At 59.9% G+C, this 23,898-nt stretch carries 19 protein-coding genes and 2 pseudogenes; 10 read left to right on the top strand and 11 right to left on the bottom strand.

The features are described 5' to 3' along the window. Positions 1-691 precede the first annotated feature (691 nt). Positions 692-1,783 carry an IS110 family transposase gene (locus AAGW05_RS17200; protein WP_411805781.1) on the bottom strand — a complete coding sequence of 364 codons (1,092 nt, stop codon included), beginning with the start codon at positions 1,781-1,783 and terminating at the stop codon, positions 692-694. Between the two features lie 338 nt (positions 1,784-2,121). Between AAGW05_RS17200 and AAGW05_RS17195 the strand changes: the two genes are divergently transcribed. Continuing rightward, positions 2,122-3,549 (top strand): IS4 family transposase, encoded by a 1,428-nt coding sequence (locus tag AAGW05_RS17195; protein ID WP_411805780.1) that lies wholly within the window; start codon positions 2,122-2,124, stop codon positions 3,547-3,549. A gap of 216 nt (positions 3,550-3,765) precedes the next feature. Here AAGW05_RS17195 and AAGW05_RS17190 read toward each other — a convergent pair whose 3' ends face one another. After that, a complete protein-coding gene (locus AAGW05_RS17190) occupies positions 3,766-4,773 on the bottom strand; it encodes an AsnC family transcriptional regulator (protein ID WP_411805779.1) in 1,008 nt (335 codons plus the stop codon). A gap of 164 nt (positions 4,774-4,937) precedes the next feature. On the opposite strand from AAGW05_RS17190, the gene AAGW05_RS17185 reads away from it, so the two are divergent. From AAGW05_RS17185 to AAGW05_RS17170, 4 genes are all read left to right on the top strand, one after another. Further along, positions 4,938-6,314, top strand: coding sequence for an MFS transporter (locus AAGW05_RS17185; RefSeq protein WP_411805778.1), 1,377 nt, complete (start codon positions 4,938-4,940; stop codon positions 6,312-6,314). Positions 6,315-6,396: 82 nt separating this feature from the next. Continuing rightward, positions 6,397-7,626 (top strand): M20 family metallopeptidase, encoded by a 1,230-nt coding sequence (locus AAGW05_RS17180; protein WP_411805777.1) that lies wholly within the window; start codon positions 6,397-6,399, stop codon positions 7,624-7,626. Between the two features lie 71 nt (positions 7,627-7,697). After that, positions 7,698-8,345, top strand: coding sequence for a nitrilase-related carbon-nitrogen hydrolase (locus AAGW05_RS17175; RefSeq protein ID WP_411805776.1), 648 nt, complete (start codon positions 7,698-7,700; stop codon positions 8,343-8,345). 22 nt (positions 8,346-8,367) lie between these two features. Then, positions 8,368-8,925 carry an IS3 family transposase gene (locus tag AAGW05_RS17170; protein ID WP_411805775.1) on the top strand — a complete coding sequence of 186 codons (558 nt, stop codon included), beginning with the start codon at positions 8,368-8,370 and terminating at the stop codon, positions 8,923-8,925. Positions 8,926-9,020: 95 nt separating this feature from the next. Here the strand turns inward: AAGW05_RS17170 and AAGW05_RS17165 are convergent. From AAGW05_RS17165 to AAGW05_RS17140, 6 genes and pseudogenes are all read right to left on the bottom strand, one after another. Further along, positions 9,021-9,557 (bottom strand): annotated as a pseudogene (locus AAGW05_RS17165) (IS3 family transposase); the annotation flags it as partial. Between the two features lie 534 nt (positions 9,558-10,091). Then, positions 10,092-11,858 (bottom strand): acetyl/propionyl/methylcrotonyl-CoA carboxylase subunit alpha, encoded by a 1,767-nt coding sequence (locus tag AAGW05_RS17160; RefSeq protein WP_411805784.1) that lies wholly within the window; start codon positions 11,856-11,858, stop codon positions 10,092-10,094. A 22-nt stretch (positions 11,859-11,880) separates the two neighbouring features. Further along, positions 11,881-13,476 (bottom strand): 5-oxoprolinase/urea amidolyase family protein, encoded by a 1,596-nt coding sequence (locus AAGW05_RS17155; RefSeq protein ID WP_411805774.1) that lies wholly within the window; start codon positions 13,474-13,476, stop codon positions 11,881-11,883. Continuing rightward, positions 13,473-14,231 carry a LamB/YcsF family protein gene (locus AAGW05_RS17150; RefSeq protein ID WP_411805773.1) on the bottom strand — a complete coding sequence of 253 codons (759 nt, stop codon included), beginning with the start codon at positions 14,229-14,231 and terminating at the stop codon, positions 13,473-13,475. The genes AAGW05_RS17155 and AAGW05_RS17150 overlap by 4 nt, the downstream gene beginning before the upstream one ends. A gap of 31 nt (positions 14,232-14,262) precedes the next feature. Continuing rightward, the gene (locus AAGW05_RS17145; RefSeq protein WP_411805783.1) at positions 14,263-15,024 is read right to left on the bottom strand and encodes an amino acid ABC transporter ATP-binding protein; all 762 of its coding nucleotides are present in this window, start codon (positions 15,022-15,024) and stop codon (positions 14,263-14,265) included. 126 nt (positions 15,025-15,150) lie between these two features. Continuing rightward, positions 15,151-16,677, bottom strand: a pseudogene (locus AAGW05_RS17140) (ABC transporter substrate-binding protein/permease); the annotation flags it as partial. A 161-nt stretch (positions 16,678-16,838) separates the two neighbouring features. On the opposite strand from AAGW05_RS17140, the gene AAGW05_RS17135 reads away from it, so the two are divergent. Together AAGW05_RS17135 and AAGW05_RS17130 are read left to right on the top strand one after the other, a co-directional pair. Further along, positions 16,839-17,537 carry a GntR family transcriptional regulator gene (locus AAGW05_RS17135; protein ID WP_411805772.1) on the top strand — a complete coding sequence of 233 codons (699 nt, stop codon included), beginning with the start codon at positions 16,839-16,841 and terminating at the stop codon, positions 17,535-17,537. A gap of 9 nt (positions 17,538-17,546) precedes the next feature. Continuing rightward, on the top strand, positions 17,547-18,395 hold the full coding sequence (locus AAGW05_RS17130; protein ID WP_411805771.1) for an urea carboxylase-associated family protein: 849 nt from the start codon (positions 17,547-17,549) through the stop codon (positions 18,393-18,395). Between the two features lie 545 nt (positions 18,396-18,940). On the opposite strand, the gene AAGW05_RS17125 is transcribed toward AAGW05_RS17130, so the two are convergent. From AAGW05_RS17125 to AAGW05_RS17115, 3 genes are read right to left on the bottom strand one after another with little or no spacing between them, the layout of a single operon-like run. Beyond that, a complete protein-coding gene (locus tag AAGW05_RS17125; RefSeq protein WP_411805770.1) occupies positions 18,941-19,129 on the bottom strand; it encodes a hypothetical protein in 189 nt (62 codons plus the stop codon). A gap of 53 nt (positions 19,130-19,182) precedes the next feature. Beyond that, a complete protein-coding gene (locus AAGW05_RS17120) occupies positions 19,183-19,317 on the bottom strand; it encodes a hypothetical protein (protein ID WP_411805769.1) in 135 nt (44 codons plus the stop codon). Positions 19,318-19,326: 9 nt separating this feature from the next. Beyond that, on the bottom strand, positions 19,327-20,613 hold the full coding sequence (locus AAGW05_RS17115; RefSeq protein ID WP_411805768.1) for an ROK family protein: 1,287 nt from the start codon (positions 20,611-20,613) through the stop codon (positions 19,327-19,329). A 98-nt stretch (positions 20,614-20,711) separates the two neighbouring features. On the opposite strand from AAGW05_RS17115, the gene AAGW05_RS17110 reads away from it, so the two are divergent. The 3 genes from AAGW05_RS17110 (at position 20,712) to AAGW05_RS17100 (ending at position 23,881) form a co-directional block, all read left to right on the top strand. Continuing rightward, on the top strand, positions 20,712-22,001 hold the full coding sequence (locus tag AAGW05_RS17110; protein WP_411805767.1) for an ABC transporter substrate-binding protein: 1,290 nt from the start codon (positions 20,712-20,714) through the stop codon (positions 21,999-22,001). Positions 22,002-22,086: 85 nt separating this feature from the next. Next, the gene (locus tag AAGW05_RS17105) at positions 22,087-22,983 is read left to right on the top strand and encodes a carbohydrate ABC transporter permease (RefSeq protein ID WP_411805766.1); all 897 of its coding nucleotides are present in this window, start codon (positions 22,087-22,089) and stop codon (positions 22,981-22,983) included. Next, the gene (locus tag AAGW05_RS17100) at positions 22,976-23,881 is read left to right on the top strand and encodes a carbohydrate ABC transporter permease (RefSeq protein ID WP_411805765.1); all 906 of its coding nucleotides are present in this window, start codon (positions 22,976-22,978) and stop codon (positions 23,879-23,881) included. The genes AAGW05_RS17105 and AAGW05_RS17100 overlap by 8 nt, the downstream gene beginning before the upstream one ends. Positions 23,882-23,898: the final 17 nt, after the last annotated feature.

Raw genomic sequence — 23,898 nt, 5'->3', positions numbered from 1 at the left:
ACCCTGCTATATCCGGAGTCCTGGGCTTTTGGATACCAAAGCGGCGGCACTGCGGAGCCCAACCTCGATATAATTGATGCAAGGTCATATATCCCACTGGGCACGATGATCCTCTACATATCGCGGTTCGTGCGCCTCGAATTCAAGACCGACTCATTGGAAATTCATTAAATTGGCTGACAAGTGGGGAGTCTTTAGTACCATTCATTGTCTTGACACTGCCCTGACAACGAGGGTTAAGAACGACTTTTTGACATCTCAAAACTGTGGAGCGCGTCGACAGCGGGGCTAACCCCAATACCAGTTACTTAGCTTTTTTGGGTAGGCGTTTGAGTGGCCGTCGCCACCGGCGCTCCTCATTGACGGAGCCATGGGCGTGGCCGTCATCAGGACTGATGGCCTCGAACGGCGCGACGCATCGCAGTTTAGCCCACGGTCTTGGGCTGGGAATGATGCCCCGCCGGCGGACTCGTTCATCACTGAACCACACCAAAAAGTCGCCATAGTGGCCCGGCTAGTCCCAATGCCGTGAAGTTAAGCGATCACTACCGTTGTCAACTTCGCGGCGTCGTCGGGTGATTGGCTGCCTTTGAGCGTGTTCGGTGCCGGGCATCTGTAGTGCTGCATTGTTCTGTCTTAAGATGTGGAACGCCCTTTTAATGCAGCGGAACTCCTGACTCTTCTATGTCTGTCAAGCCGCTTCCTGAACCTTTTTTGCCTCGGCTGCAGTATTCAAGATTCTGAACACACGTCGGGCTAGGTAGCGCTTGACGCAGCGGCGGATCTCCCTGTCGCTTTTGCCCTCGGCGCGACGCTTCTCGGCGTAGTCGCAGGTTTCAGCGTCATAGGTCATCCTGGTGATCGCAGCCATGTGTAAGGCGCTGTTGAGCCGCCGATCACCCCCACGGTTCAATCGATATCGCACGGTATTTCCTGACGAGGCAGGGATGGGATTCACGCCGGCCAGACAAGCGAAGGCAGCCTCGCTACGGACCCGTCCCTCATGCGACCATGCCACCAAGCACTTCGCTGCGGTCACCGCGCGAAAGCCCTTGATCTCAAGTAAAGGCGCTGCCTCGCTGACCTCGACCAGCTCATCCAGCTTCTGCTCATTAGACTTCAGCTGCTCGCCGAGGTCCTGTATGTGTTTGGCGAGGCGGACGGCCTCGGCACGGGCGATGCTCAACGCCAGTTCTTCCTCGCGTTCGCGCCACCGGGAGATCTCCTCGATCTGGACCGGGGTGAGCTTCTTGCGGGCATCGATACCGAGGCCGTTGCTGCGCACCAAAGCATTCAATGCGTTGATCGACCTGGTCTTGTCCTTGGCCATAGATTCACGGGCCGTGACCAGGATCCGTAAGCCCTGTCGGATCCCTTCATTCAGGCGCGGGCGGCGCAGTTTCTCAACCGGCAACGGCAGCACGGCCATGGCCATCCGATGGGCATCCAAGGCATCAGTTTTACCGACTCCGCGGTTCTTCTTCGCATCCATGCGGGGAGCCTCCGCGACGGGGAAGCCGTGGGTGGCTACGGTGCCGGCAAGGATCGCCCCGTAGGACGCAGCGCCTTCGATCACCCAGAGAGTATCGGCGTCGGCGTTGGTGCGACGGGCGACCCATGTGATGGCCCGGTTAATGCCGGCTCCGGTTGTCGGGAATGACTGGGTATCCAGCAAGGCGCCGTTGGTTGCGTTAAGGATGGCGTAGACGTGGTTGCGGGCGTGCGTGTCGACACCTACGACAAAGGGGTGGCAATGGGAGACGATAGACATGGCGGTCACCATACTTTTCCTCTTGTGATGGACTTGGTTAGTGGCCGTGAAGGCCGGTACCAGCCCGGGTAGGAATCACAACGGAACAGAACTGTGATGGGTCACGCCCGTAAGGGTGGACAATCTTCTAATCAGGCTACCGTCGTGGGCCGGATTGGTACCGGCCGACCACACATCTGAACGGACAAGTCAGGAGAATGACACCCTGAGGGTCAGTTAAACATTGAGTCACGTTCTTGGCGTGGTGCGGCCGGTATCTATCCTGCCAGCTAGTCCCAGACCAGCTACCAACAACTCTCACAGTTAAACATGTGAATGTTCAAGCCCACATGTTGCACAGGAGTTCCTACGTGCCATCGTCTCATTCCCTGACCGTCCATGACCAATCCATGCCTGGCCACGCACAGCCCACACCATTGACGCCTTGGGTACGAGGGACCATCTGGTCCCCGGGGCACCTAGGTGAGCTCAGCGGGCACCTGCCTGTTGAGCTGGTGGATACGGCTTTGGAGGCGACTGGTAAGCGTGAACGTCGCACCCGGGCCCTGCCCTCGCGTGTCATCGTGTATTTCGTGTTGGCACTGGCTTTGTTCCCCGAGCTGGGGTACAAATCGGTGTTCAGCAAACTCTGCCTGGGCACCGGGGTGCTGGGCACGGTCACCGCCAGCGCGTTGGCCCAGGCACGCCGGCGGATCGGCAGTGCACCCCTGCGGTGGATCTTCGAGCTGCTGCGCGGGCCGGCACCGACCATCACCGGTGAAGGGTCCTGGTTCGGTGCCTGGCGAATCTGCGCGCTGGACGGCACGATCCTGACCCTGCCCGATACCGAGCCGATCCTGACCAAGTACACCAAACAGGCCGGATACCATGGTGGCACCGGGTACCCCCAAGCCCGGGTGGTGGCATTGATCGCCTGCGGCACCCGCAGCATTATTGATGCCGTATTCGGGCCCACCAGTGTTGGGGAAACGACCTACACCCCGGCCCTGCTGCCAAGCATGGGGGCTGGGATGATCATCCTGGCCGACCGGAACTTCGCCGCCGCGGCCCTGCTGCACCGGATCAGTGACACCGGGGCGCACTACCTGGTGCGGGTGAAGAACGCCCGCCACCTACCCATCCACCAGATCCTGGCGGACGGGTCCTACCTCTCGGTGCTGGCCGGGCACAGGATCAGGGTCATCACCGCGACCATCACCTTGCACACCACCAACGGGCAACGCACCGACACCTACCGGCTGGTCACGACCGTGACCGACCCGGCCCAAGGCACAGCCGGGGAGTTGATGGGCCTCTATCACGAACGCTGGGAAATCGAGACGGCCTTCCGCGAGATCAAATCCACCATGTTCCGCGGCAGGGTGCTGCGATCGCGCACCCTGGAGTTGGTCGAGCAGGAAATCTACGCCCTGTTGATCGCAGAGCAGCTGCTACGCACCGTCATGAGCGAGGCCACCAACGCCGAACCCGGACTGGATCCGGACCGGGCCAGCTTCACCATCGCACTAACCACGGCCAGAGACACCATCATCCTCGGACCCGAACCCCGTGCCTGCCCCGGGCCCGGCTGGCATGCACTGGCAGGACGGATCGGAGAACACCTCCTGGCAAACCTCCTACCCCCACGCAGGCTACGCACCGGCCCAAGGACCGTAAAACGAGCCATCTCGAAATACCAGGCCCGCGCCACCAAACCCCACGGCCCCACCCAACCAGCCCGCCTGACCATCCAAGTCATCCACCCCAACAAAGGATTGACAACAGAACCCACTGCTTAACTTCACGGCATTGCGGCTAGTCCACCTCTGCTTGGGGCATGTGGAAAGCCAATTCGAGGGCGATGTACTTGCCTTGCTTCCCGGAAAGCACCAGCGCGAAAAGCGCAATTGTAGACACAGCAGACGCGATGATTCCACTTGAAAACCGTTGACGCCCTCGCGCATATGACGAGGCCCCGGCCTCATTGGCTGGGAACTCAATGGATGCTCGGTCTTCTATGGCCGCACAAGCCCAACAATCTCACCCGTCGCGCAACCGCTGGCATCCAGGAGGTGTCCCAAATGCTTGTAAACGCGGATAACAATGGATCTGTCCACTACGCACGCCCCCTTGAGCTTGCGCTCGAGCTCGGCCTCAAGACGCAGGGTGTCGGACTTACTGCGGGCTGTTAGGGCCACGATGAGGTTGTACTGGCCGAAGGTCACTGCCGCGAACTGTAGCTCTGGCATGGATAGCCAACTGTTATCGGTGTTGAGCAGCGAAATACTCGGTACCTGAAGAAAATACCAGCTCACCACCGGCCAATTCGAGTAGTTTTGGGAGACATGCACCCGGAGGTCCAACATACCCTGCATCCGCATGGTTGCAATGGAATCACCAACCCGCTGCTGGCTGATGCCCAGTGATCCCGCCAATTCCGTCTTGGTCATACGGACATTCCTCTCCAAAAGACTCACAATTTTGGAAGCCGTGGGGGTCGGAACAATCTTTGCCGCAGCGGATCGAGGTGGCCTATATCTTGGTACGCGTTCGGCTTGCGAGGTGGAAAGCGCCCGCAGCGTCCATTCCGAGCCAAGCTTGAGTGTTGAGTTCAAGATGTACGTTCTTATGGATCGCACTCCCGGCAGCTTCCCAAGACGATTCAAGATGAAATCAGCCAACTCATCATCGTCCTTGGCCTTTAACGTCATGACAATGTCGCGCATTCCGCTGGTGAGGTCGATTGAGGAGATCGCCGGGTCCTGACTTGCGCGCTGTGCGGTGGTGAGCACCTCACCGGGACGGCATTCGACCTCAACAATGGCCACGCTGTTGCTTCGGAAGTCGTACAGCATAGCAACGGGCCACGCGAGGCCATGCGCCACGATTCGATCCCACCGGCGCGCCAGGGTCAGGGAGTCAAGCCCGATTATGGTGCTCAATGAGGTCCATGAAACCCTGGGCTCGATCTGGAGCGCGTTGATAATTTGCAAATCTACGTCGTCCAGTTCGTTTTTTCTCATATATGTGCTCATTCCAATGAAAATTTTTCGTTTTTTCACACGTTTTCATGCCACGTGTCACTGTAATACAACTCACCGCTATACGAGCGTTGCCGAAGGAGATACGCATGGATGCAGTACTGGAGTGGCCGGTTAAAAGCCCCCGCACAAGTTTAAGACTGCTTGTGCCCATTCTGATTGCCTTGGAATTTTTTTCAGGGCTTGCCCAGGGCTGGATCATTCCGCTCTTGGGCCAGATCTCGAAGGCCTATGATGTGCCTATTGGCGCCACCAGCTGGGTCTTGGCAGTAGGCCTGCTTTCCTCTGCTGTTTCGGTACCTCTGCTCTCGGTGATGGGGGATCGTTTTGGTCACCGTAAGCTCTTGATCGTCTCGGTTGTACTCGCCGCGGCGGGCTCCATCCTGATTGCGCTGGGGTCCAACTTCGCATTGGTCCTTGCTGGCGCGGCCATTCAAGGTCCCGTCGCAGCGTTCCTTCCCTTGGCGATGGCCCTATTGAAAACTCATCGGGCGCATTCGGCAAACAAGGATGTGGGGTTGATTGTTGGAACCCTGACCTTTGGTGTGGCCGCGGGAAGTATCTTGGGCGGGTTCGCGATGGATGCCATTGGTCAGCTTCACCTGGTGCAGCTGATCCCTGCGGTGGCCCTCACCGCTTTCATTCCCTTGGTGGCACTCGTAGTTCCCAAGAGCAACCCTGATTCCGCACGCAGCGTTGACTGGCTCGGGGCCGCCTTGTTGGGCGTTGCTTTGGTGGGAATCATGTATGGACTCTCCGAAGCACCCCACAAGGGCTTGCTTTCGCTATCCACCTTGATCCCTCTGCTAGTGGGTATTGCTGCCTTGCTGGCGTTTTTGAAGGTTGAACGCCTAGCCAAAGACCCGCTCGTCGATATTCCAGCCATGCGCTCGGCGCGACTTACCAGCCCGCTCATTATCGGATTCCTCGTCGCTGTGACGATGTTCGGCAACCAATCCCCCCCGGTCCTATTTCTTACCGCCTCCCCCGAAACGCTTGGGTACGGTAACGGCTTGGGCGCTTCCGGTGTGGGAGTCGTGGTGGCAATTTCCTCAGCCACCCTCACTCTCGGCGCTTTTTTGTCCTTTGCCCTGTCGCGAACACTAGGCCGAACCCGCGCATTGGTGATTTCCTGCCTGCTTTCGGCCGCAGCGATGCTGTGCATGGCTTTTGTGCCCTCCTCAACCGTGCTTTTCACGGTGTGGCTGGCGGCTAGTGGCATCGGGACAGGCGTCGTGTTGGGTGTTCTTCCCGGCATGGTGATCGAACGCTCATCCGAGTCCGCGGCAGCTTCCGTTGCAGGGGTCTACAACACGGCGCGCACCATTGGCGGTTCGCTGGCCGGGGCGTTCGTCGCCTCAATCACCACCTTGCTTGTTGTCTCATCGAACGGCGACCAGAACAGCGCTGCTCCTTCGTTTGAGGCGTTCCAAACCATTTGGGTCACCTTCGCCGCAGTCAATATCCTCGCCGCGGTGGTCTCGGCCCTCACCGCACGCAAAACCAATGGTGTGCACAACTAAGAACCGTGGATCCCGGACTGCCCGGATACCCGCTAAAACTGCCTCCCGACTTGAACAAACTGAACCATTCTAAGGAAGATACGTGAACACGCAGCAAAATATTCGTCTTTCCATTACCGATAACATGATGGTGCACGAGGATTCCTTGCTCGCCTTGAGTCGTCGAATCAGTGATCGGCCCGAGCTTGCCTTCGAGGAGCATTACGCTTCGGCCGAGGTGGCGAAGATGTTGGAAAACGAAGGTTTCGCTGTGACCCGTGGCGCTTATGGGCTGCCCACCGCACTGGAAGCGGTATACGGGCGCGGTGAATGCACCGTGGCCATCGTTGCAGAATACGATGCGTTGCCTGGCATCGGTCACGGTTGCGGACACAATATCATCGCCGGGGCAGCGATGGGTGCGGCCCTTGCCCTGAAGCCGGTGGCGGAAAGCCTCAATTTGCGCATCAAGGTCTTGGGGACCCCGGCCGAGGAAAAGGGTGGCGGAAAGATCCTCATGCTCCAGCGCGGCGCGTGGGACGACGTTGACTTCTCGCTGATGGTGCATGGAGCCACAGGCCAGCAATACTCTTGCTCCGCTTCTATCACCCAGGCCTATGAACACTTGGATGTCACTTTCACCGGTAAGAGCGCCCATGCCGCGGCGGCACCTCACCAAGGTGTGAACGCAGGATCCGCCGCCACCCTGGCGCAGGTTGCCATTGGATTATTGCGCCAGCAATTGAAGCCAAGCGTGGTGGTCGCCTCGTTCATCGTCAGTGGCGGGGCGGCAACCAATGTGATTCCCGGGGAAGCGAACCTGCAGGTGGAAATCCGCGCTCTGGATAATGAGGATTGGGCCGATGCCAAGGAACGGGTCCGTGATTGCCTGCGCGGCGCAGCACTGGCCACGGGGTGCCAACTTTCAATGGAACAGACAGAGGAACCCTACGCTCCAATGCTGCAAGATGAAGCAATGGCCGGATACTGGGACCGGAACCTCGAAGGGCTGGGGTATAGCATTGCCGCTCCGGAAGGGGCAATGGGTGGCTCAACGGATATGGGCAATGTTTCCCAGTTCCTACCCTCGATCCATCCCATGATTGCACTTCGCGATTGCAAAGCGGTGATGCATACCGCAGACTTCGCGCAGGCTGCGGTTTCCTCGGCGGGGGATGAAGCCTTGCTCAACGGCGCCCTGGGTCTGGCCCTGACCGTTGCCGACGTTGCCAACAACAAGGAACTGGTCGCCCGGTTGCGTCAGCAACGCCAGACTCGCCTCTCTGCAGGGACCCCCGCCCAGCATTTGCTGGCCGTCGCCGCAGGCGACTAGCCATGCCGAATATTGGTTTGCTGCCGGAGTCAGGATTGAGAATCGCCGTAATGTAGGCATCCAGTCGGGTCTTGGAGCTGGAGTCCAACCTTGAGATGCTCAAACGCGCAGCACGTGAGGCCTCAGCTGCCGGAGCCGACTGTCGGGTCACGCCCGAGCTTTTCATCTGCGGATACGCCCCAGCCATGCTGCAGGAACACTTGAGTCCGGAATTTGTGCAGAAAATCGATGCCGGGGCCCAACAGATTGCCCGGGAATTTTCGATGGCGCTGGTTTACTCGGTGCCAAGACGCAGATCGGAGGGTTGGCACATCGCAGCAATACTGCTCGATGGCCACGGCAAAAAACTGCTCGAATACCTGAAAGTGCACCTTTACGGGGAGGAAGAACGCTCGGTCTTCCTCCCCGGGAGCCAACCCCCTGAGGTGGCTTCACTGCATGGATACGGAGTGGGACTGCTGGTCTGCTACGACGTCGAGTTTCCCGAATCGGTGCGTCGGCTGGCCGAAGCGGGTGCTGATGCCGTGTTGGTTCCCACCGCCCTTGGTGCCGGTTATGACGATGTGCCTCAAGTGCTCTTGCGTGCCCGAGGGCTGGAAAACCAGGTCATGATCGCCTACGCAAACCACACCGGATGCGCGCCGAGCTTCGATGGGACGGAGCTGGCTCTGGGCGGGGGCAGCGTATTGAACCGCCCCGGGTTTAGTGGAGGGTGTTGATTCCTTAAAAGGATGAGCCCTCATGGCACCACCTAAGAAGTATCCTGATGAGCTTCGCCAGCGAGCAGTCCGCCTCGTGATGGACGTCCAGAAGAACCCTGTTGACCGGCGTAGAGCTGCTACTCGTATCGGCACGCAGTTGGGTATCCCGGCTGACACGATCCGTGGATGGGTTCGCACGGTGGAGATTGATCAGGGTGTGCGTCCTGGTATGAGCACCGATGATGCCACCCGGTTGGCCGAGTTGGAGCGTGAGGTTGCTGAGTTGCGGCGGGCGAATGCGATCTTGAAGTCCGCATCTGCTTTCTTCGCGGCGGAGCTGTGCGCCCCTTCAAGCTACCCCGCAGCGAAGGCACGCCCCGAGTCGAAGCGGGCCGTCAGCGACGCCGTGACGACCGAGAAAATCAAGGCGGTGCACCAGGAAAACTACAGTGTGTACGGGGCCAGGAAGATCTACGCCGCCCTGAACCGCGCCGGCCACAAAGTGGCGCGGTGCACGGTAGAAGGGCTGATGCGCCGGGCCGGGCTTCATGGTGTGCGTCGGGCCAAAGGGCCACGCGCGACCGTACCAGGGCCCTAATCCGATCGGCCGGCAGATCTGGTCCGCAGGCAGTACATTGCTCCGGCACCGAACTGCCTCTGGGTCGCAGACATATAGTGCCGACGTCGGCGTTATATGTCGCCGACAAAGTTGATCCCTGGGCGGTCGGCGGTGAAATCCCGTCTAACCAGGTCTTTCTTGGCGGCTGCCGCTTAGGAGTCAGCGACCGTCGTAGTGCTGAAGGGTCGTGGCTGGCACGGAACCGGGCCCTCTTGCCCTCATGATTTGGCGCACGAGCTCCGGGGAGCATTCGGTTTCCTCAGCCTGAGGGTCGGCGTGGATCCGGCGCTACCCGTGCGTCCTCTTGGATTCCTCAAGGAAATGCTGCACCCGGGCAGCCAACGCCTGCCTGCGGGCCGTAGCGGATGAGACCGGGCGGGAACGCCAAGGGTAGAAACCCGAGCGGGAGACCTCCAACCACCGGCACATCTTCAGCACTGCCGGGGCCTTTGGAACGCGGCCTCATCTTTCAGCTCCTGGTTTTCGCGTTCGAGTTCCTTTAGCCGGGCACGGTCAAAGACTTTCGACTCCGGCTCCGTCTCGGTGCCCACGCCGTAATCGGTGGCCACGGTCTTAATGAGTTTGGACGAGTCGATGACTTCGCGGCACAGTTCATACTAAAATTCTTGGCCGAACCTGCGTCGGGTTGATGACCTTTCGGTGATTCCTCATTCCGGTAGTCCCCATCATTTCATGGGGTGCCGCTGTCCGAAATCTCCAAAGCAGCCCAATGCCCAGCGGTGCCCGACTGAAGGAGTTCTCATGCCTATTCAGATTACCCACGTTCGGCCTGCGGCCAACGGCGCCGTGTACGAATCCATCACGCACTACAAGTAGTTCAACGATGCTGATGGGGCCATCGGCCACATGGACAAACCCGCGTTGGTTACGTGGGGTGATACGGCTGGCATGTAGGCCTATGTCGGCAGCGGATCATCACAGGCTGCGGTGGGTGTTGTTCGTCCGCAAATCGGATTGCCCAACCTCAAGACGCATGCCAACGGCGGGTGGACGGAGAACCTCCTTGCGCAACTATCCACCTGGAACACGGCTGCCATTTCACACTCTCCACACGCCTCTATGGACATCATGTCTCCACACTTGATATGCGTGCCGATGCTCCGCCGGGCCGTGCCCGGCCCGAATCAGCTGGCCGGGTCAGCAATCATGGCTAGAACCAGTCCGGGAACAGTGGATTCCCCGACCTGAACCTGGTAGCTGCCCAGGATTCCAGAGCGGTGTGCGGCCACAGTTGTTTCCATTTTCATGGCTTCCAGGATAACCACCGGCTCGCCATCTGAGACGGCGGACCCCGCATCAACCAGCCATTTGACCACTGTGCCGGCGATGCCCGATAGAAGGGCATCCTCTGGCACTTCCGCCGAAGTGGCTGGGTCCGGAACCAGCGGGCTCGTGGGCGGGTGTTGTCCGGCGCCAAAACCGATCAGAGTGCTCAGGAGTTCCGTGGGCATCCCCAATTGAACCCGGCGCCCGTCGACGTCGATGAAGAAGCTGTGCCGCTGCGCCTCCGCGAGCGGAATTGGAAACTGTGTGTCGGCGGGGATGTCATTGACGAATTCCGTCTCTATCCAGTTCGTATGAACACCAAAGCGTTCTGAGCCCGTAAAATCTGCGCTTTCGACGACGGCACGGTGGAAGGGCAGCACCGTGGCAACGCCCTCGATCCGGAACTCGGCCAGCGCCCGCCGGGCACGGCGCAGCGCCTGTTCCCTGTCAACCCCCGTGACGATGAGTTTTGCCAGCAGAGAGTCGTAGTGCCCGGGCACCGTGTCCCCGGCGGTATAGCCGCTGTCTATTCGAACGCCGGGCCCGGTCGGGGTGGTGAAAACTGACAGTGCACCTGGTGCGGGTAGGAAGCCGCGGCCAGGATCTTCGGCATTGATGCGGAACTCGAAGCTGTGGCCGCGGGGCAGGCAGTCCTGGGTTGAAGCAAGTTTTTCTCCGGCCGCAATGGCAAGTTGTGCCTGGACCAGGTCGATCCCCGAGGTCTCCTCTGTAATGGTGTGTTCCACCTGCAATCGGGTGTTGACCTCCAAAAATGACATGGCGCCGTCCTGAGCCACCAGGTACTCAACGGTCCCTGCGCTGGTGTAACCGGCTGCACGGCAGATGGCCTTCGCGGAGGAATGGATCCGCTCCAGCTGAGCCTCTGTCAGGAAGGGTGCCGGAGCCTCTTCGACAAGTTTTTGGTTGCGGCGCTGCAGGGAGCAATCGCGGGTGCCGGCAACTATGACGTTGCCGTGGTTGTCCGCCAGCACCTGTGCCTCAATATGTCTGGGATTGGCCAGGAACCGTTCCACGAAGCATTCGCCGCGGCCAAAGGCCACCACGGACTCACGCACGGCGGAGTCGAAAGCCTCCTCGATGGCGTCCTCCTCCCACACCACCTTCAGCCCGCGCCCGCCGCCGCCAAAGGCTGCCTTAATAACGATGGGAAGGCCGTGTTCCGCGGCGAATTCACGCACCTCAGCAGCATATTCAACGGGGCCGTCGCTGCCGGGAACCATGGGCGCCCCTACGCTTTGGGCAATCGCCCGCGCCGAGACTTTGTTGCCCAGAATTCTGATGCTTTCGGGGGAAGGGCCAATCCAGGTCAGCCCGGCAGCCTGGACGGCCTCGGCAAAGTCGGCATTCTCAGACAGGAAGCCATAGCCGGGATGGACGGCGTCGGCCCCGGAGAGGCGGGCCGCCGTCAGCAGCTTGGGAATGTTTAGGTAGCTCTCTGCCGGGCTGTTTCCCTGCAGGGCGTATGCTTCGGTGGACCCCCTGACGTGGAGGGCGTCGGCATCGGCGTCGGAATACACGCCTACCCAGGCTATGCCCATGTCCTCGCAGGCTCGGGCGATCCTGACGGCAATTTCGCCGCGGTTGGCGATGAGCACCTTTTGCAAGCGCATGGACTGTCCTTACTTCTTAAAAATGGTGGGGGAGGTGTTGCGGGAGCACGGGCACTGGCCCGGCATCTGGAACGGACTGGAAACGGATCTTTGCCCCCGGACCCAGTTGGGCGGCTTTATCCAGATCGGAGTCGATGACCACACCGATGACGGGGTAGCCGCCGGTGACAGGGTGGTCTGCCAGGAAGAATACGGGCAGCCCGGAGGGCGGTATTTGAATGGCCCCGTTCACCGTGCCTTCGCTGGTGAGTTCGCCTTTCTTGGCCCTCTCGAGGGGGTTCCCGTCCAAGCGCAGCCCAATGCGGTTGGAGGATGGTGAGATGACCCAGACCTGCTCGGCTAAGGATACTGCCGCTTCCTGAGTGAACCAGTCGCTGCGCGGTCCCGGGACGAAGCGGAAGACCGTGATGTCGCCGGGCGGTGGAACGGGCGCTTCCGGGTTGCCCACCACGCTGCTGCGTGACGGGCGTCCAACCAGCAAGGCTGTGTCCGGCCCCAGAGGTGCGGGCCCCGTTCCGGAGAGCATATCCGTTGACCGTGAGGACACAACCTGGGGGACGTTGAGCCCGCCGCGGAAGGCCACATAACTGCGAAAGCCCGACGTCGGCTGGCCCAGTGACATCCGTTCGCCGGCCATGAGCGCGAACGGTGTGTTGCCGGCTTGCCGTCGCTGTTCGCCGGTGGCGGCGGTGATGGACACCGGGGCCGGGGCGCCGGTGACCGCCATGACCTGGTCCTGGACGGCAACAAGTTCCAAGCCGCCGAGCACTGTTTCCAGGCCCGCGTCCCCGGAGCCATTGCCAACAAGCCTGTTTGCCCGGCGAAGCGCGGCGCGGTCCAGCGCCCCGGATCCCGTCACGCCAACTCCGGCAAATCCGGGCCGTCCGAGGTCCTGGATGGTTGTCTGCAACCCGGGGGAGCGGACCACGACGGCAGGGGAGACTGGTGCCACGGCGCTAGGGGCGGCCTGCACAGCCACGATTTCCCGGACGGGACGGAACTGGACCCGGTTGCCGGGATTGACCAGGGCCGGTGATGAGCGTTCAGGCAGCCACATGGGGGCGCTTGTGCGGCCGATCAGATGCCAGCCGCCGGGTGATTCCCCTGGGTAGATGGCAGAATAGCGTCCCGCCATGGCCACGCTGCCGGCGGGCACGCTGGTCCGTGGTGACGAGCGGCGGGGGATGGGTGGATATTTTCCATCGGAGACGAGATAGGCAAAACCCGGGGCGAAGCCGGTAAACGCGGCCGTCCATAACTGTTGGGAATGCATGGCCACCAGCGCCTCCGGTGTCAGCCCGGCCAGGGCGGCGGCCTCGGCGAGGTCAACGCCGTCGTACACGGCGTCAATGACCACGACGGCATCGTTGCGGGCGTGGTCGGTGACAAGTTCCGCCTGGCGGATCCGCTGGGAAATCCGGGTCGCAGCAGCCTTCGAGGAGGCGGTGACAAGGACTGTCTCAGCGGCCGCAACTACGTCCACCTGACCTTGGTCCGGCTTCTCAAGGAGGAAGGCCTGGAGGCTGAGAACCTCGTTCAGGCCGGGGAGTTCAACCAGGATGGAGCGCTCGCCTACCGCCCGGATCCCCACTATTTGCAATGCGCTGCTCACACGAAGCTCTGAATCTGCACGCCGGCATCCACGAGGGCGGCCTTGACGGCGGCAGCCATGGCGACGGCCCCGGGGGTGTCGCCATGGAGACAGATGCTTTCCGCAGTGACCTTGAGGATACTGCCGTCAATGGCCACGATCTCCTGGCGGGTGGCCAGGCGCAGGCTTTGCGCTACGACGGCGTCCATGTCCTTGAGTACGGATCCGGGCAGGGTGCGTGAAACGAGGCTGCCGTCCGGGTTGTAGGCGCGGTCGGCGAAGGCTTCAGTGACGGTGCGTAGACCCGCGTCCATGGCCACCTGGTGGACCACGGAATTTGGCAAGACCATCAGGGGCAGGGTGTCATCGACCGCAAGGATGGCATTGACGACGGCGAGCGCCTGCCCGGGGTGCTTGGCAATGGTGTTGTACAGGGCACCGTGGGGCTTCACGTACGCCACGGTGGTGCCTTCCGCTGCGGCCAGCGCCTGCAGGGCTCCGATCTGGTAGATCACGTCATTGGTCAGCTCGGCCGGTTCCATGTCGATGAAGCGCCGGCCAAAACCGGCCAGGTCCCGGTAGCCGGGGTGCGCCCCAACGACGACGTTGGCACGCCTGGCTGCGGCGACTGTTGCCCGGATGGTGCTCGGGTCCCCGGCGTGGAAGCCGCAGGCAACATTGACGCTGGAGGTTGATGCAATGATTTTGGCGTCGTCCCCAAAGCTCCAGTTGCCGAATGACTCGCCGACGTCGCTGTTCAGATCGATGGTTGGCATGATTTCCTCCCGAGTTGGTTGATGCGCTAGCTTAGTTGGTTGCCATGACACGGGTCAGGAACCGCTGGGTGCGCTCGTGCTGGGGATTGTCGAAGAGTTGGGCTGCTGGGCCTTCCTCGACCACCACGCCTTGATCCATGAATACCACCCAGTCAGCCACTTCGCGGGCAAACCGCATCTCGTGGGTCACCACCACCATGGTTAGACCTTCCGAGGCCAACCCGGTCATGACCTGCAGGACTTCATCCACCAGTTCCGGATCCAGTGCGGACGTGGGCTCGTCGAAGAGCATGACGTCGGGGGACATTGCCAGCGCACGGGCAATCGCCACGCGCTGCTGCTGACCGCCGGAGAGCTGGTGCGGGTACTTCTGGGCATGGGCAGCCATGCCAACCTTTTCCAGTTGTGCCATGGCGTTTGCCGTGGTCCCTGCCGCGTTGGCCTTGCGCAGCTGGGTGGGGGCAAAGGTTACGTTCTCTAGGGCCGTCTTGTGGGGGAATAAATTGAACTGCTGGAAAACCATGCCAATGTTCTCGCGGGTCCGGGACAGTTCCTTGTCCGAAACAACTTTGCGTGCCCCGGAGGAGGTGACCTTATAACCAACGGGCACGCCACGGTAGAGTACGTCGCCGGAGGTGACCGATTCCATGGCGTTTAAGGTGCGGATCATGGTTGTCTTGCCGGAACCGGACGGGCCGATCACGGCGACAACTTCACCCTTGTGGACCTTCAGGTCAACGCCCTTGAGGACCTCGGTTGTACCGAAGGACTTGCGTTCATTGACAACCGTCATCACGACTTCCCCGGAATGCGGGGTGGACACCCGTGTCTTTGGAATGGACAACTCGGCGGTGGCCGGGGCCTGCGAGGGTGCCACCTTGGCCTTGAGCCCGCGGCGGCGGAAGTCCAAGCGACGCTCGAAGATCTTTAGCGCCTGGTCAAAAACGGTCACCAGCAGCACGTAGTAGATTGCGACTGCGGCCAAAGTTTCCAGGACCTTGAAATTTTGGGTATAAAGCCGCTGACCCACCAGGAGGATTTCCGTCAGCGAGATGGCCGAGACCAGTGAGGTCAACTTGATGATGGTGACCAGCTCGTTGCCCAGCGATGGCAGAGCAACACGGAAGGCCTGGGGAATCACGATGTGCCGCTGCACCCCACCCCACGGAATTCCCAGAGCCCGGCCGGCTTCGCCTTGGCCGCCGGCGACGGAGGAAAGCCCGCCGCGGTGGATTTCTGAGATGTACGCAGTTTCGGAGAGCACCAGCGCAATGAGGCCCGCCATGAACGGGGAGCCCACAATGGTGCGCAGTTCCGGAATGACCTGCGGGGCATTGTAGACAAAGATCAGCAGGACCAGCAACGGCAAGGAGCGGAAGAACCAGACATAAACATCAAGAATCTTGCGCAACCACAGCTGGCGTGACTGCCGGCCCAGTGCCACGGCCATGCCCAGCACCACGGAGATGCCCCAAGCCAGGGCGGACAGGGCAATCACTGTAATGGTTGCCTGCCAAAAATCCTTCTGAGCAAACAGGCTGAAGAAGTAGCCCCAGTCGAAGCTGAATGACGCCTTCTTGGCGATGGAGTTACTTGTGGAGCCGTTGCTGTTTCCCAGTGCCGCGGCGATTTGATCGCTACTCGGCGCCGCTAGGTTGTACTTTGTCAGCAGCTCCTGGTAACTGCCATTGTTTTTCATGGCCTGGAAAGCTGTCGTGATCTTATTGGTGAGCTCCGTGTTACCTTTGGCCACGGCAAGTCCCACGGGAACCGGGAAAATAAGGGCTTTACTGGTGATGGCCAGTCGGCCGCTGGCGCTGTCGACGGCGGTCTTGGCAACTGCCGCATCGGTCACCTGGGCATCGACTTGGCCGGACATGACGGCCTGCGTGCCTTCGGAATCAGTGGTGAAGTCTCTGACATCGATGGACTTCCCGCCATCCGCGGCACAGGCAGCACTGGCTGCGCCGCGGAGCTGTGTTGCCACTTCCCCGCCTTTGATGACGGCAACGGACAAGCCGCACAGACCAGATGTTCCATCAATCGGTGCCCGGGTTGAGGGGACGACGATGGAATTTCCCGTGGTGAAGTATGGAATGTAGTCGACCTGCTTGGCGCGCTCGGGCGTGATGTACAGGGCAGAGGCGATGACGTCAAAGTGGTCGGACTTCAGGCTCGTAACCAGCTGCTCAAAGCGAGTGTCGATAAATTCCGGTGCCAGACCCATCTCCTTGCTCAACGCCCTCATGAAGTCTGGGTCAAAGCCGGAAGGCACGCCGTCCTTCATATAGGCGTAGGGAGGGTATGTCAGGTCTGAACCGACTTTCAGCGTGCCGGAATCCGAGGGGGCGGCCTGGGCCGAGGGTGCGGCGACAAACAGGAAGAGCGCTGCAATTAAAAGTGCCAGCACCTTGCGGAGGCTTCGAGCCGATGTGGTCCATGTCATGTAACGAATATACGGATTGTTCAACGATCCTGTCAATGAGCTGTCGATACTTCGGATCATTTTTGCCCTAACAACTGCTATATCCCGGGAATTCTCGGCCTCATGGAGAGTTTTTTACCCAAGCGTGTCTGAGAATTGTTCAACACTGCTACTGTTGGGGCATGGATATCGATGCAGTCATTGAGGCGGGGTCCGCTGCTTCCGCCGCGGAAGTGGTTCAAGCTGCCTTGCGCAAGAAGATTGTTGAGGGACGGTTACTGCCCGGCACCCGCCTGGTGGACCATCTATTGGCCACCGAGTACGACGTCTCGCGGAACACGGTGCGGGACGCGCTGCGGCTTTTGACCACGGACGGCCTGGTCGTTTCCGTGCGCAACGCCGGAAGTTCGGTGCGCATGCTCAACGCAGCAGACATCCATGACATCTATTCCGCCCGCTGCTTGATTGAGACCGGAGCCATTCTGCAGAGCTCCTCCGCCCCGGACGCGCTCCTGGACCACGTCCGCCGTGCAGCATCGCTCAGCGAGCAACACGTGGCGGCCGGGGACTGGAACAAGGTCGGCACGGCCAGCCTGAATTTTCACCGCAGCATCGTGGGGTTGGCCCGCTCCGAACGATTGGGCAACTTCTTCGGCAATCTGGTGGCCCAGCTGAGGCTGGCCTTTGCGGTCATGCCGGATGAAAGCGCGTTTCAGGTCTCGTGGGTTTCCCGTGACCGTGACATTGCGGAACTGGTCCTGGCGGGCCGGCGCGAGGAAGCCGCGGCCATGCTGGTTGAATACCTCAACGATTCCGAAAGCCAAATCATTGACGGCGTCCGGGCCGCCGAGTATGCAAATATCGCTCTAGCAAGCAACTGAAAGGACACTATGAACCAGCACAAGCAGGCCTCCCTGACCGATGCCGCGTATAAAGGCCCGGCACTCGAGGTCGACAAGGAATTCTACGCCGGCATTGCCAGCGCGCTGGATTCACGCACTTTGGTGGACTCCTTTGAAATCCCGATTCGTTCCGGGAAAGCCTGGAAGGTTCCGGCCGGGCACGTGTGCAGGCTCGTCACCGTGGACGGCCCCCAGGTGGGGGACCTGAATATTTGGAACTTCAACAACCCGCGTGAGCGGTTCTGGGCGGCCCGGACCCGCCAGCTGCAGGCCGCACACGTGACCACCTTCGACCGCATGTGGTCCAACCTGCCATTCCTTCGCCCCCTGGTCACCATTACGGCCGACACGCTGGAAGACTACGGACAGGACAGCGACGGCGGACGCGTTCACGACACGCTCGGCACCCGCTGCGACCCGTACGTCAACCGGATGCTGACCGGAGAGGATTTTGACTACCACTGCCACTCCAACCTGACCCGGGCGGTCCGCCCCTTTGGATTAACCGAGTTCGATGTGCACGACGTGCTCAACGTCTTCCAATGCACTGGGCTCAACGACAATGACCAATACTTCATGAAGACCTGCCCGGCGAAGGTAGGGGACTACTTCGAAATGTTCGCCGAGCAGGACCTGCTGATGGCTCTCTCCACCTGCCCCGGTGGGGACCTTTCGGTGCCCATGTGGGGCGAAGGCGCCCACGACCCGGTGGAAGTGTGCCGGCCGATCGGCGTCGAGGTCTACAAAGTTGCCGACGAGGTGCTCGGAGACTGGACCTCCCCGCAGCTGCCTGAGTACGCCGGTGGCCACGGACTCAAGGAGCAGGCCTGGGCCTGATGTGGATATCTGCGCCATAGACCGGTCACTACCGGGCATGGTGCGCGCGCTGGACTCCCAACGCAGGCCAGCACCCGGAATTCCGAGTGCTGGCCCGCGGCCGTTCATGAAGTTCCCCATGCAGCCCTGGATGAGTCACCGGCATTTGTGCCGGAGGGCTTTGGCCATGCGCGCCCGTCCCTCACAGCTTCGTTGAGGAAACCCACCAGGATCATCGACGTTTCAGGAGTGGTACGCGGTGCGCATGCGGTTTCGCAATGATGAGCATGAGATTTGCCTTGCTAGCCTACTGCCAGGGAGAAATACCACGTTCAGTAACATTAGGGACTGACTAGTTGGCGGAAGTGATTTCAGCGCCTCCACAGGACGCAGCCTAGAGCTGAAGTCTGAAAAGCGGGCGGAAAGTCATGTATTGAGTGTCTAGTGATATCGACAGCAGTGTTGGTTGGTTGGCTACGCTCGACGTCCGTCAGAAGTCGGGTGGGAGTTCCCACCACGTCATACAAAACTCATCCTTATCCATGCAAAGTGGAGAGTATTTAGTATCACTCGTTGTTGCAACCCTGCCATGCAGAAACTGGCAACTCCAGCACAAATTGGATGCTGAGGATCCAGGCGGCGTTCAGCAGCGGTGAGGCTTCCGCAGGGTAGCCGAGCAGCCGATGGCGGATTGCCGTTTTTTGTGGGGGCAGGAACTGCCACACGGCGCAGGCCATCAGGCCCAGATAGATCACGCTCCAGATGGTGAAGGCCGTGCCGTCGGGGGCAATCAGGGTGGCGTCGGCAGTCAGGGCACCGTTGGAAGCGTTTTGGACTTGTTGGCCGCCCCGGAGCCACTGAAGGATCCACTCACGGCAACCACCGCGCCGTCCGCCACCACTTCTTGGCGCACCCGGTCGTTTGGCGATGGGTTCTGGCTCATGCCGACACCCTAAATACTGTGGGGGGACTCGGCTGCTGACGTCTTCGGCGCCTGCTGGTGCGCCTGGATTTCCGGTGGGACGTGCGCTGGCCACGTCTGCAAAGGGACATTGAGGCTGATGGCGTTGTGTAGCGCAAGGCCAGCAGCCCCTACTGCGCCTTCGGCGTCGGTCCACGCCTTGATAGTGATATCTAAGGGGCGAAGAAAATTCAACACCGACTCCGCCAATCCACGCTGGAATCCGCCAGCTAATGCATCCCACAATTCGGTGGTTTCTCCGGTCACCATGATGGTTCCAATGCCCAGAAGGTTCACCACCCCGCCCACGGACCGGCCCAGCCGGTGGCCAATATCGGCCAGGAATGCGTGGAGCTCCCCGGTATCTGTTGCTAGAGCCGCTTTGAGTGCGGAGATGGTTCCTTCTGCCTCACCAATGGCAGAGTTGCGCAGCATTTCAGCCAAGCCCGCGTAAACCTGCAGGCAGCCACGGTTCCCACAAACACACAGCGGGCCCTGTGGATCCACAGACATGTGGCCAAATTCAGTGGACGAGCCGCCTGAGCCGCCAAAAACTTTACGGTGATTCACGATCCCCAGACCTACACCATAGCCAAGTCCCAACAGCAGGAAATCGTCTTTGTCATGGCCCAACCCGAAGCTGACCTCACGGGTGGCCAGCGCAAAAAGGTCGTTGGAGACAAAGACGGGAATATTGACTTGCCGTTGCAGTTCCGCACCGAGATTGAAGTCCTGCCAGTTCAGCGTGGTGGAGATGCGAACGGTGGAAAGTGCCTGGTCCACCGCACCTGAAACGGAAATTCCAATGGCAACCACGCGCTGGGGATGTTCCAACGCTGCGCGCTGCGCGCCCACCACCGCGCAGAACTGGCTCACCACTGCCTCGGAGGGGTCAAAGTCCACGGTCGCGGCGTTCGTTATGGTCCCGTCGATGAGCATGGTCACGGCCAGCAGGCTTGTGGGTCGCACGCTGATGCCAATTACGAACGCTGCATCAGGGATCAACTCCACCGGAACGCGTGGACGCCCAGCTCCTGCCCGGCTGTCAGCGGCCAGTTCTCGCACATAGCCGTCCGTCATGAGTTTGCGGATTTGGGCTGTGACGGTTGCCGGGCCAAGCCCCAAACGTTTGGCTATTTCACTGCGGCTAAGTTGGCCTGCCTGACCCAGCAGGCCCAGTATTTCGGCTCGACTGACAGCGTCACGGGTGGCTGTGATGTGGGGACGAATGTGTGCGGTTGAGATTTCTCCCCCTCCGGGAAACGTGTTGACTATCACCGGCAACAGTGATTAGTATGACATCACGCCATTAATTCGGCGCCGAATTAATTATATACACAAGGCCATCGAGCCTGGGGTCCTGACGAAGGAATGACATGAAATTAGCAACGAAGCTAACAGCAATCGCACTCGGTAGCGCCCTGGTACTTGGTGCCAGCGCCTGTGGTTCACCCGCCCCGGCGGAGAGCGGGAAGGCTGGCGGAGACGTCACGCTCGACTGGTCTTTCTGGTCGCAGGGCGACGAGGGGAACAAGACGTGGAAAGATCTGGCCGCCCAGGTCACGAAAGAATACCCAAACATCAAGGTCAATCTCACCACTGCGCCTTTCTCCGATTACTTCACCAAGATGCAGTCGCAGCTGGCATCGGGCACCGCTCCTTGCATTGTCAGCATGCAAAGCCTGAGGTTGCCAGCTTTCGCCAAGGCCATGACCCCCATTGATGGTGACCTGGCAAAAGCTGCCGGCTTCACTGAAAGTGAATGGGAATCCGGGGCGCTGAAGGCCCTGCAGAACGGCGGCAAGCAGTTCGCGCTGCCTTACGGTCTCTCAACCATGGTCATGTACTACAACAAGGATGCCTTCAAGGCCGCCGGTGTGGCAGAGCCCAAGGACGGCTGGACCACCGATGAGTTTGTCGCTGCAGCCGAGAAGATCACCAAGGCAAGCAACAAGCCCGCTTTTGGTCAGACGTTCTCCGATCTGCACATGTCTGCCCAGCTATTGGCGTACAACGGGGCGAAGCCGGTCTCAGCCGAGGGTCAGTTGCAGATGACTGACCCGGCTTTTGCATCAGCATTCTCCTGGTACACATCCTTGGCCACAGAGAAGAAGATCAGCAGCATTCCGGCAAGTTCCTCCGATGTGCCGTGGGGGGAGCAGCAGTTCGTAGCAGGCAACGTGGCCATGGCGGTTGACGGCTCATGGAACATCAAGAGCAACGTCACCGATGCTGCAGGCTTTAAGGTGGGTGTGGTGTCCTTGCCGCAGGGCAAGGATGGGGGCGGAACGTTCTCGGCCAACTCCGGTTTCGGCATCTCTTCCACGTGCAAGAACAAGACCGAGGCTGCCAAGGCCATTGGTGTGTTGACCAATGCTCAGTCGCAGCAAGCTTCCGCGAAGGCAGGAAACCTGCCGGCTCGCACCGCTGCCGTTCCAGCGTTCATTGAAGGGTTGAAGGCTGATGTTGACCCCAAGAACCCCGGCTACTCCGAGCAGGTTGCGGCAGTTACCAAGAAATCCTCAGAAATGGCTGTTCCCTTCATCAGCACCAACAACTGGGACAAAGTCACCAAGCTCATGGCCCAGCAGTTCCAGCTAGCCTTTGGCGGCAAGAGCACCCCGGCAGAGGCTTTGAAGAACGTACAGGACAGTGGAGCGAAGTAACCCTTGCAAACATTTCCGCTAATCCTGACAGCAGTAGAAAGGTGCCAACGTGACGGCAGTAACTACTAAAGGCGCGCCACAAAGGATGACCAATCCTGTTGGGTTGAAGAAGCGGAAGAATCCTGATTCCCGTCCGGCGCTGGGGTTTCTTACCCCCAGCGCCGTGGGGATGACCGTTTTCATCCTCTTCCCCACCATTTTGGCCATTACCACCAGCTTCTTCCACTGGCCTACTTTTGGGGAAGTCACTTTTGCAGGGCTGGATAACTACCGCAACCTCTTTGCCCCAGGCAACCAGTTCACCGCAGCCCTAGTGAATACCTTCGTCTTCACCATCATTGTGGTTCCACTGAACCTGGTTCTGACGCTATCCACAGCGTTCTGGGTTGCCACCAGCCGTTTCAGCCGTCTCTACAGGGTCCTCTTCTTCCTTCCGGTAGTGACTCCCACCGTGGCAACTGCCGTGATTTGGAAGCTGATCTACCAGCCCAACGGACTTGTTGATTCGACGCTTCAATCCTGGTTCGGCATCCACATGCCCAACCTACTGGGTGATAGCAGTACCGCCTTGATAGCTGTTGTGATTGTTATTGTGTGGCAGGGCTTTGGCTACAACATGCTGATTTTCTCGGCGGCGATTGACCAGCTTCCCCAAGACATCATTGACGCTTCCATGCTGGACGGGGCGCACGGCTTCACGCAGTTGCTGCGTATCAAGATTCCGCTGCTGACTCCGGCCATTTTCTTCGCCTCAACGGTGACGATGATTTCAGCGTTTCAGATCTTCTCCGAGCCGTTCGTCATGACAGCTGGCGGGCCGGGAACTTCCACGGTGACCGTGGTGATGAACGTGTACCAAACCGCATTCCAAGATGGCGAACTTGGTGCCGCTGCAGCACCTGCCATCATCCTCTTTGTCTTAATCCTTGTAGTCACAATGCTGCAGTGGGTAGGACAGAAGAAATGGGTTCACTATGACTAACAACCAAGTCCAGACCAGATCATCGCGCCATGCGCAGACACTGGCAAAGGACGGCTTAAAGAAATCCCGCACGCAATTGAGGCCTCTGAAGTTCGGTAGCGAGATCCTGCTCGCTGTGGTGGCGCTGCTCTTTCTCTTCCCCATCATTTTCACGTTCTTCTCGGCGTTCAAGCCCAACGGTGAAATCTTCTCCCAGCCGCCCTCCCTGATTGGCTCGGAGTTCCGCTGGCAGAACTTTGTCGAAGTCTTCAACTACACCCCTTTCCTCCGGTTCATCATCAACGGATTGATCGTCTCCGTGGCCGGGACCATCATTGTGGTGGCTGTTTCCTCCCTGGCCGCCTATAGCTTCGGTATTTTGCGGTGGCGCGGACGTGACAAGTTCATGTTGCTCTACCTGGCCACAATGATGATCCCCCAGGAAGTCCTTGTCATTCCCATGTTCTTGCTGATGCAAAAACTTGGCTGGATCAACACCTGGCAGGCATTGATCCTGCCGTGGGCCTTCGGCGCTTTCGGCGTCTTCTTGCTGCGACAGTTCTTTGTGGGTATCCCCTACGAGTTGGTGGAAGCCTCCCGCATGGACGGCTGCAGCCAATGGCGTACCTTTACCCGGATCATCCTGCCCCTGGCCAAGCCGTCGTTGGCTGTGCTGGGCGTGTGGACGTTCATCACTTTCTGGAACAGCTTCCTCTGGCCATTGATTGTGGTCAACGACGTCAATGAACTGGGCAACGTTTCATTGGGTCTCCAAACGTTCTTCGGCGAGCACGGAAGTTCCTGGAACCTGGTGATGGCAGCATCAGTGATAGCCATCTTGCCCACACTGATCATTGTGATTGCCCTGCAGAAACACCTGGTCAAGGGCATCGCGACTGTCGGCCTGGCCGGACGCTGATCACCACTTTTTACTCA

This window comes from Arthrobacter sp. LAPM80, from assembly GCF_046736435.1.
Lineage (GTDB): Bacteria > Actinomycetota > Actinomycetes > Actinomycetales > Micrococcaceae > Specibacter.
This window is presented reverse-complemented; position numbering and strand designations above follow the sequence as displayed.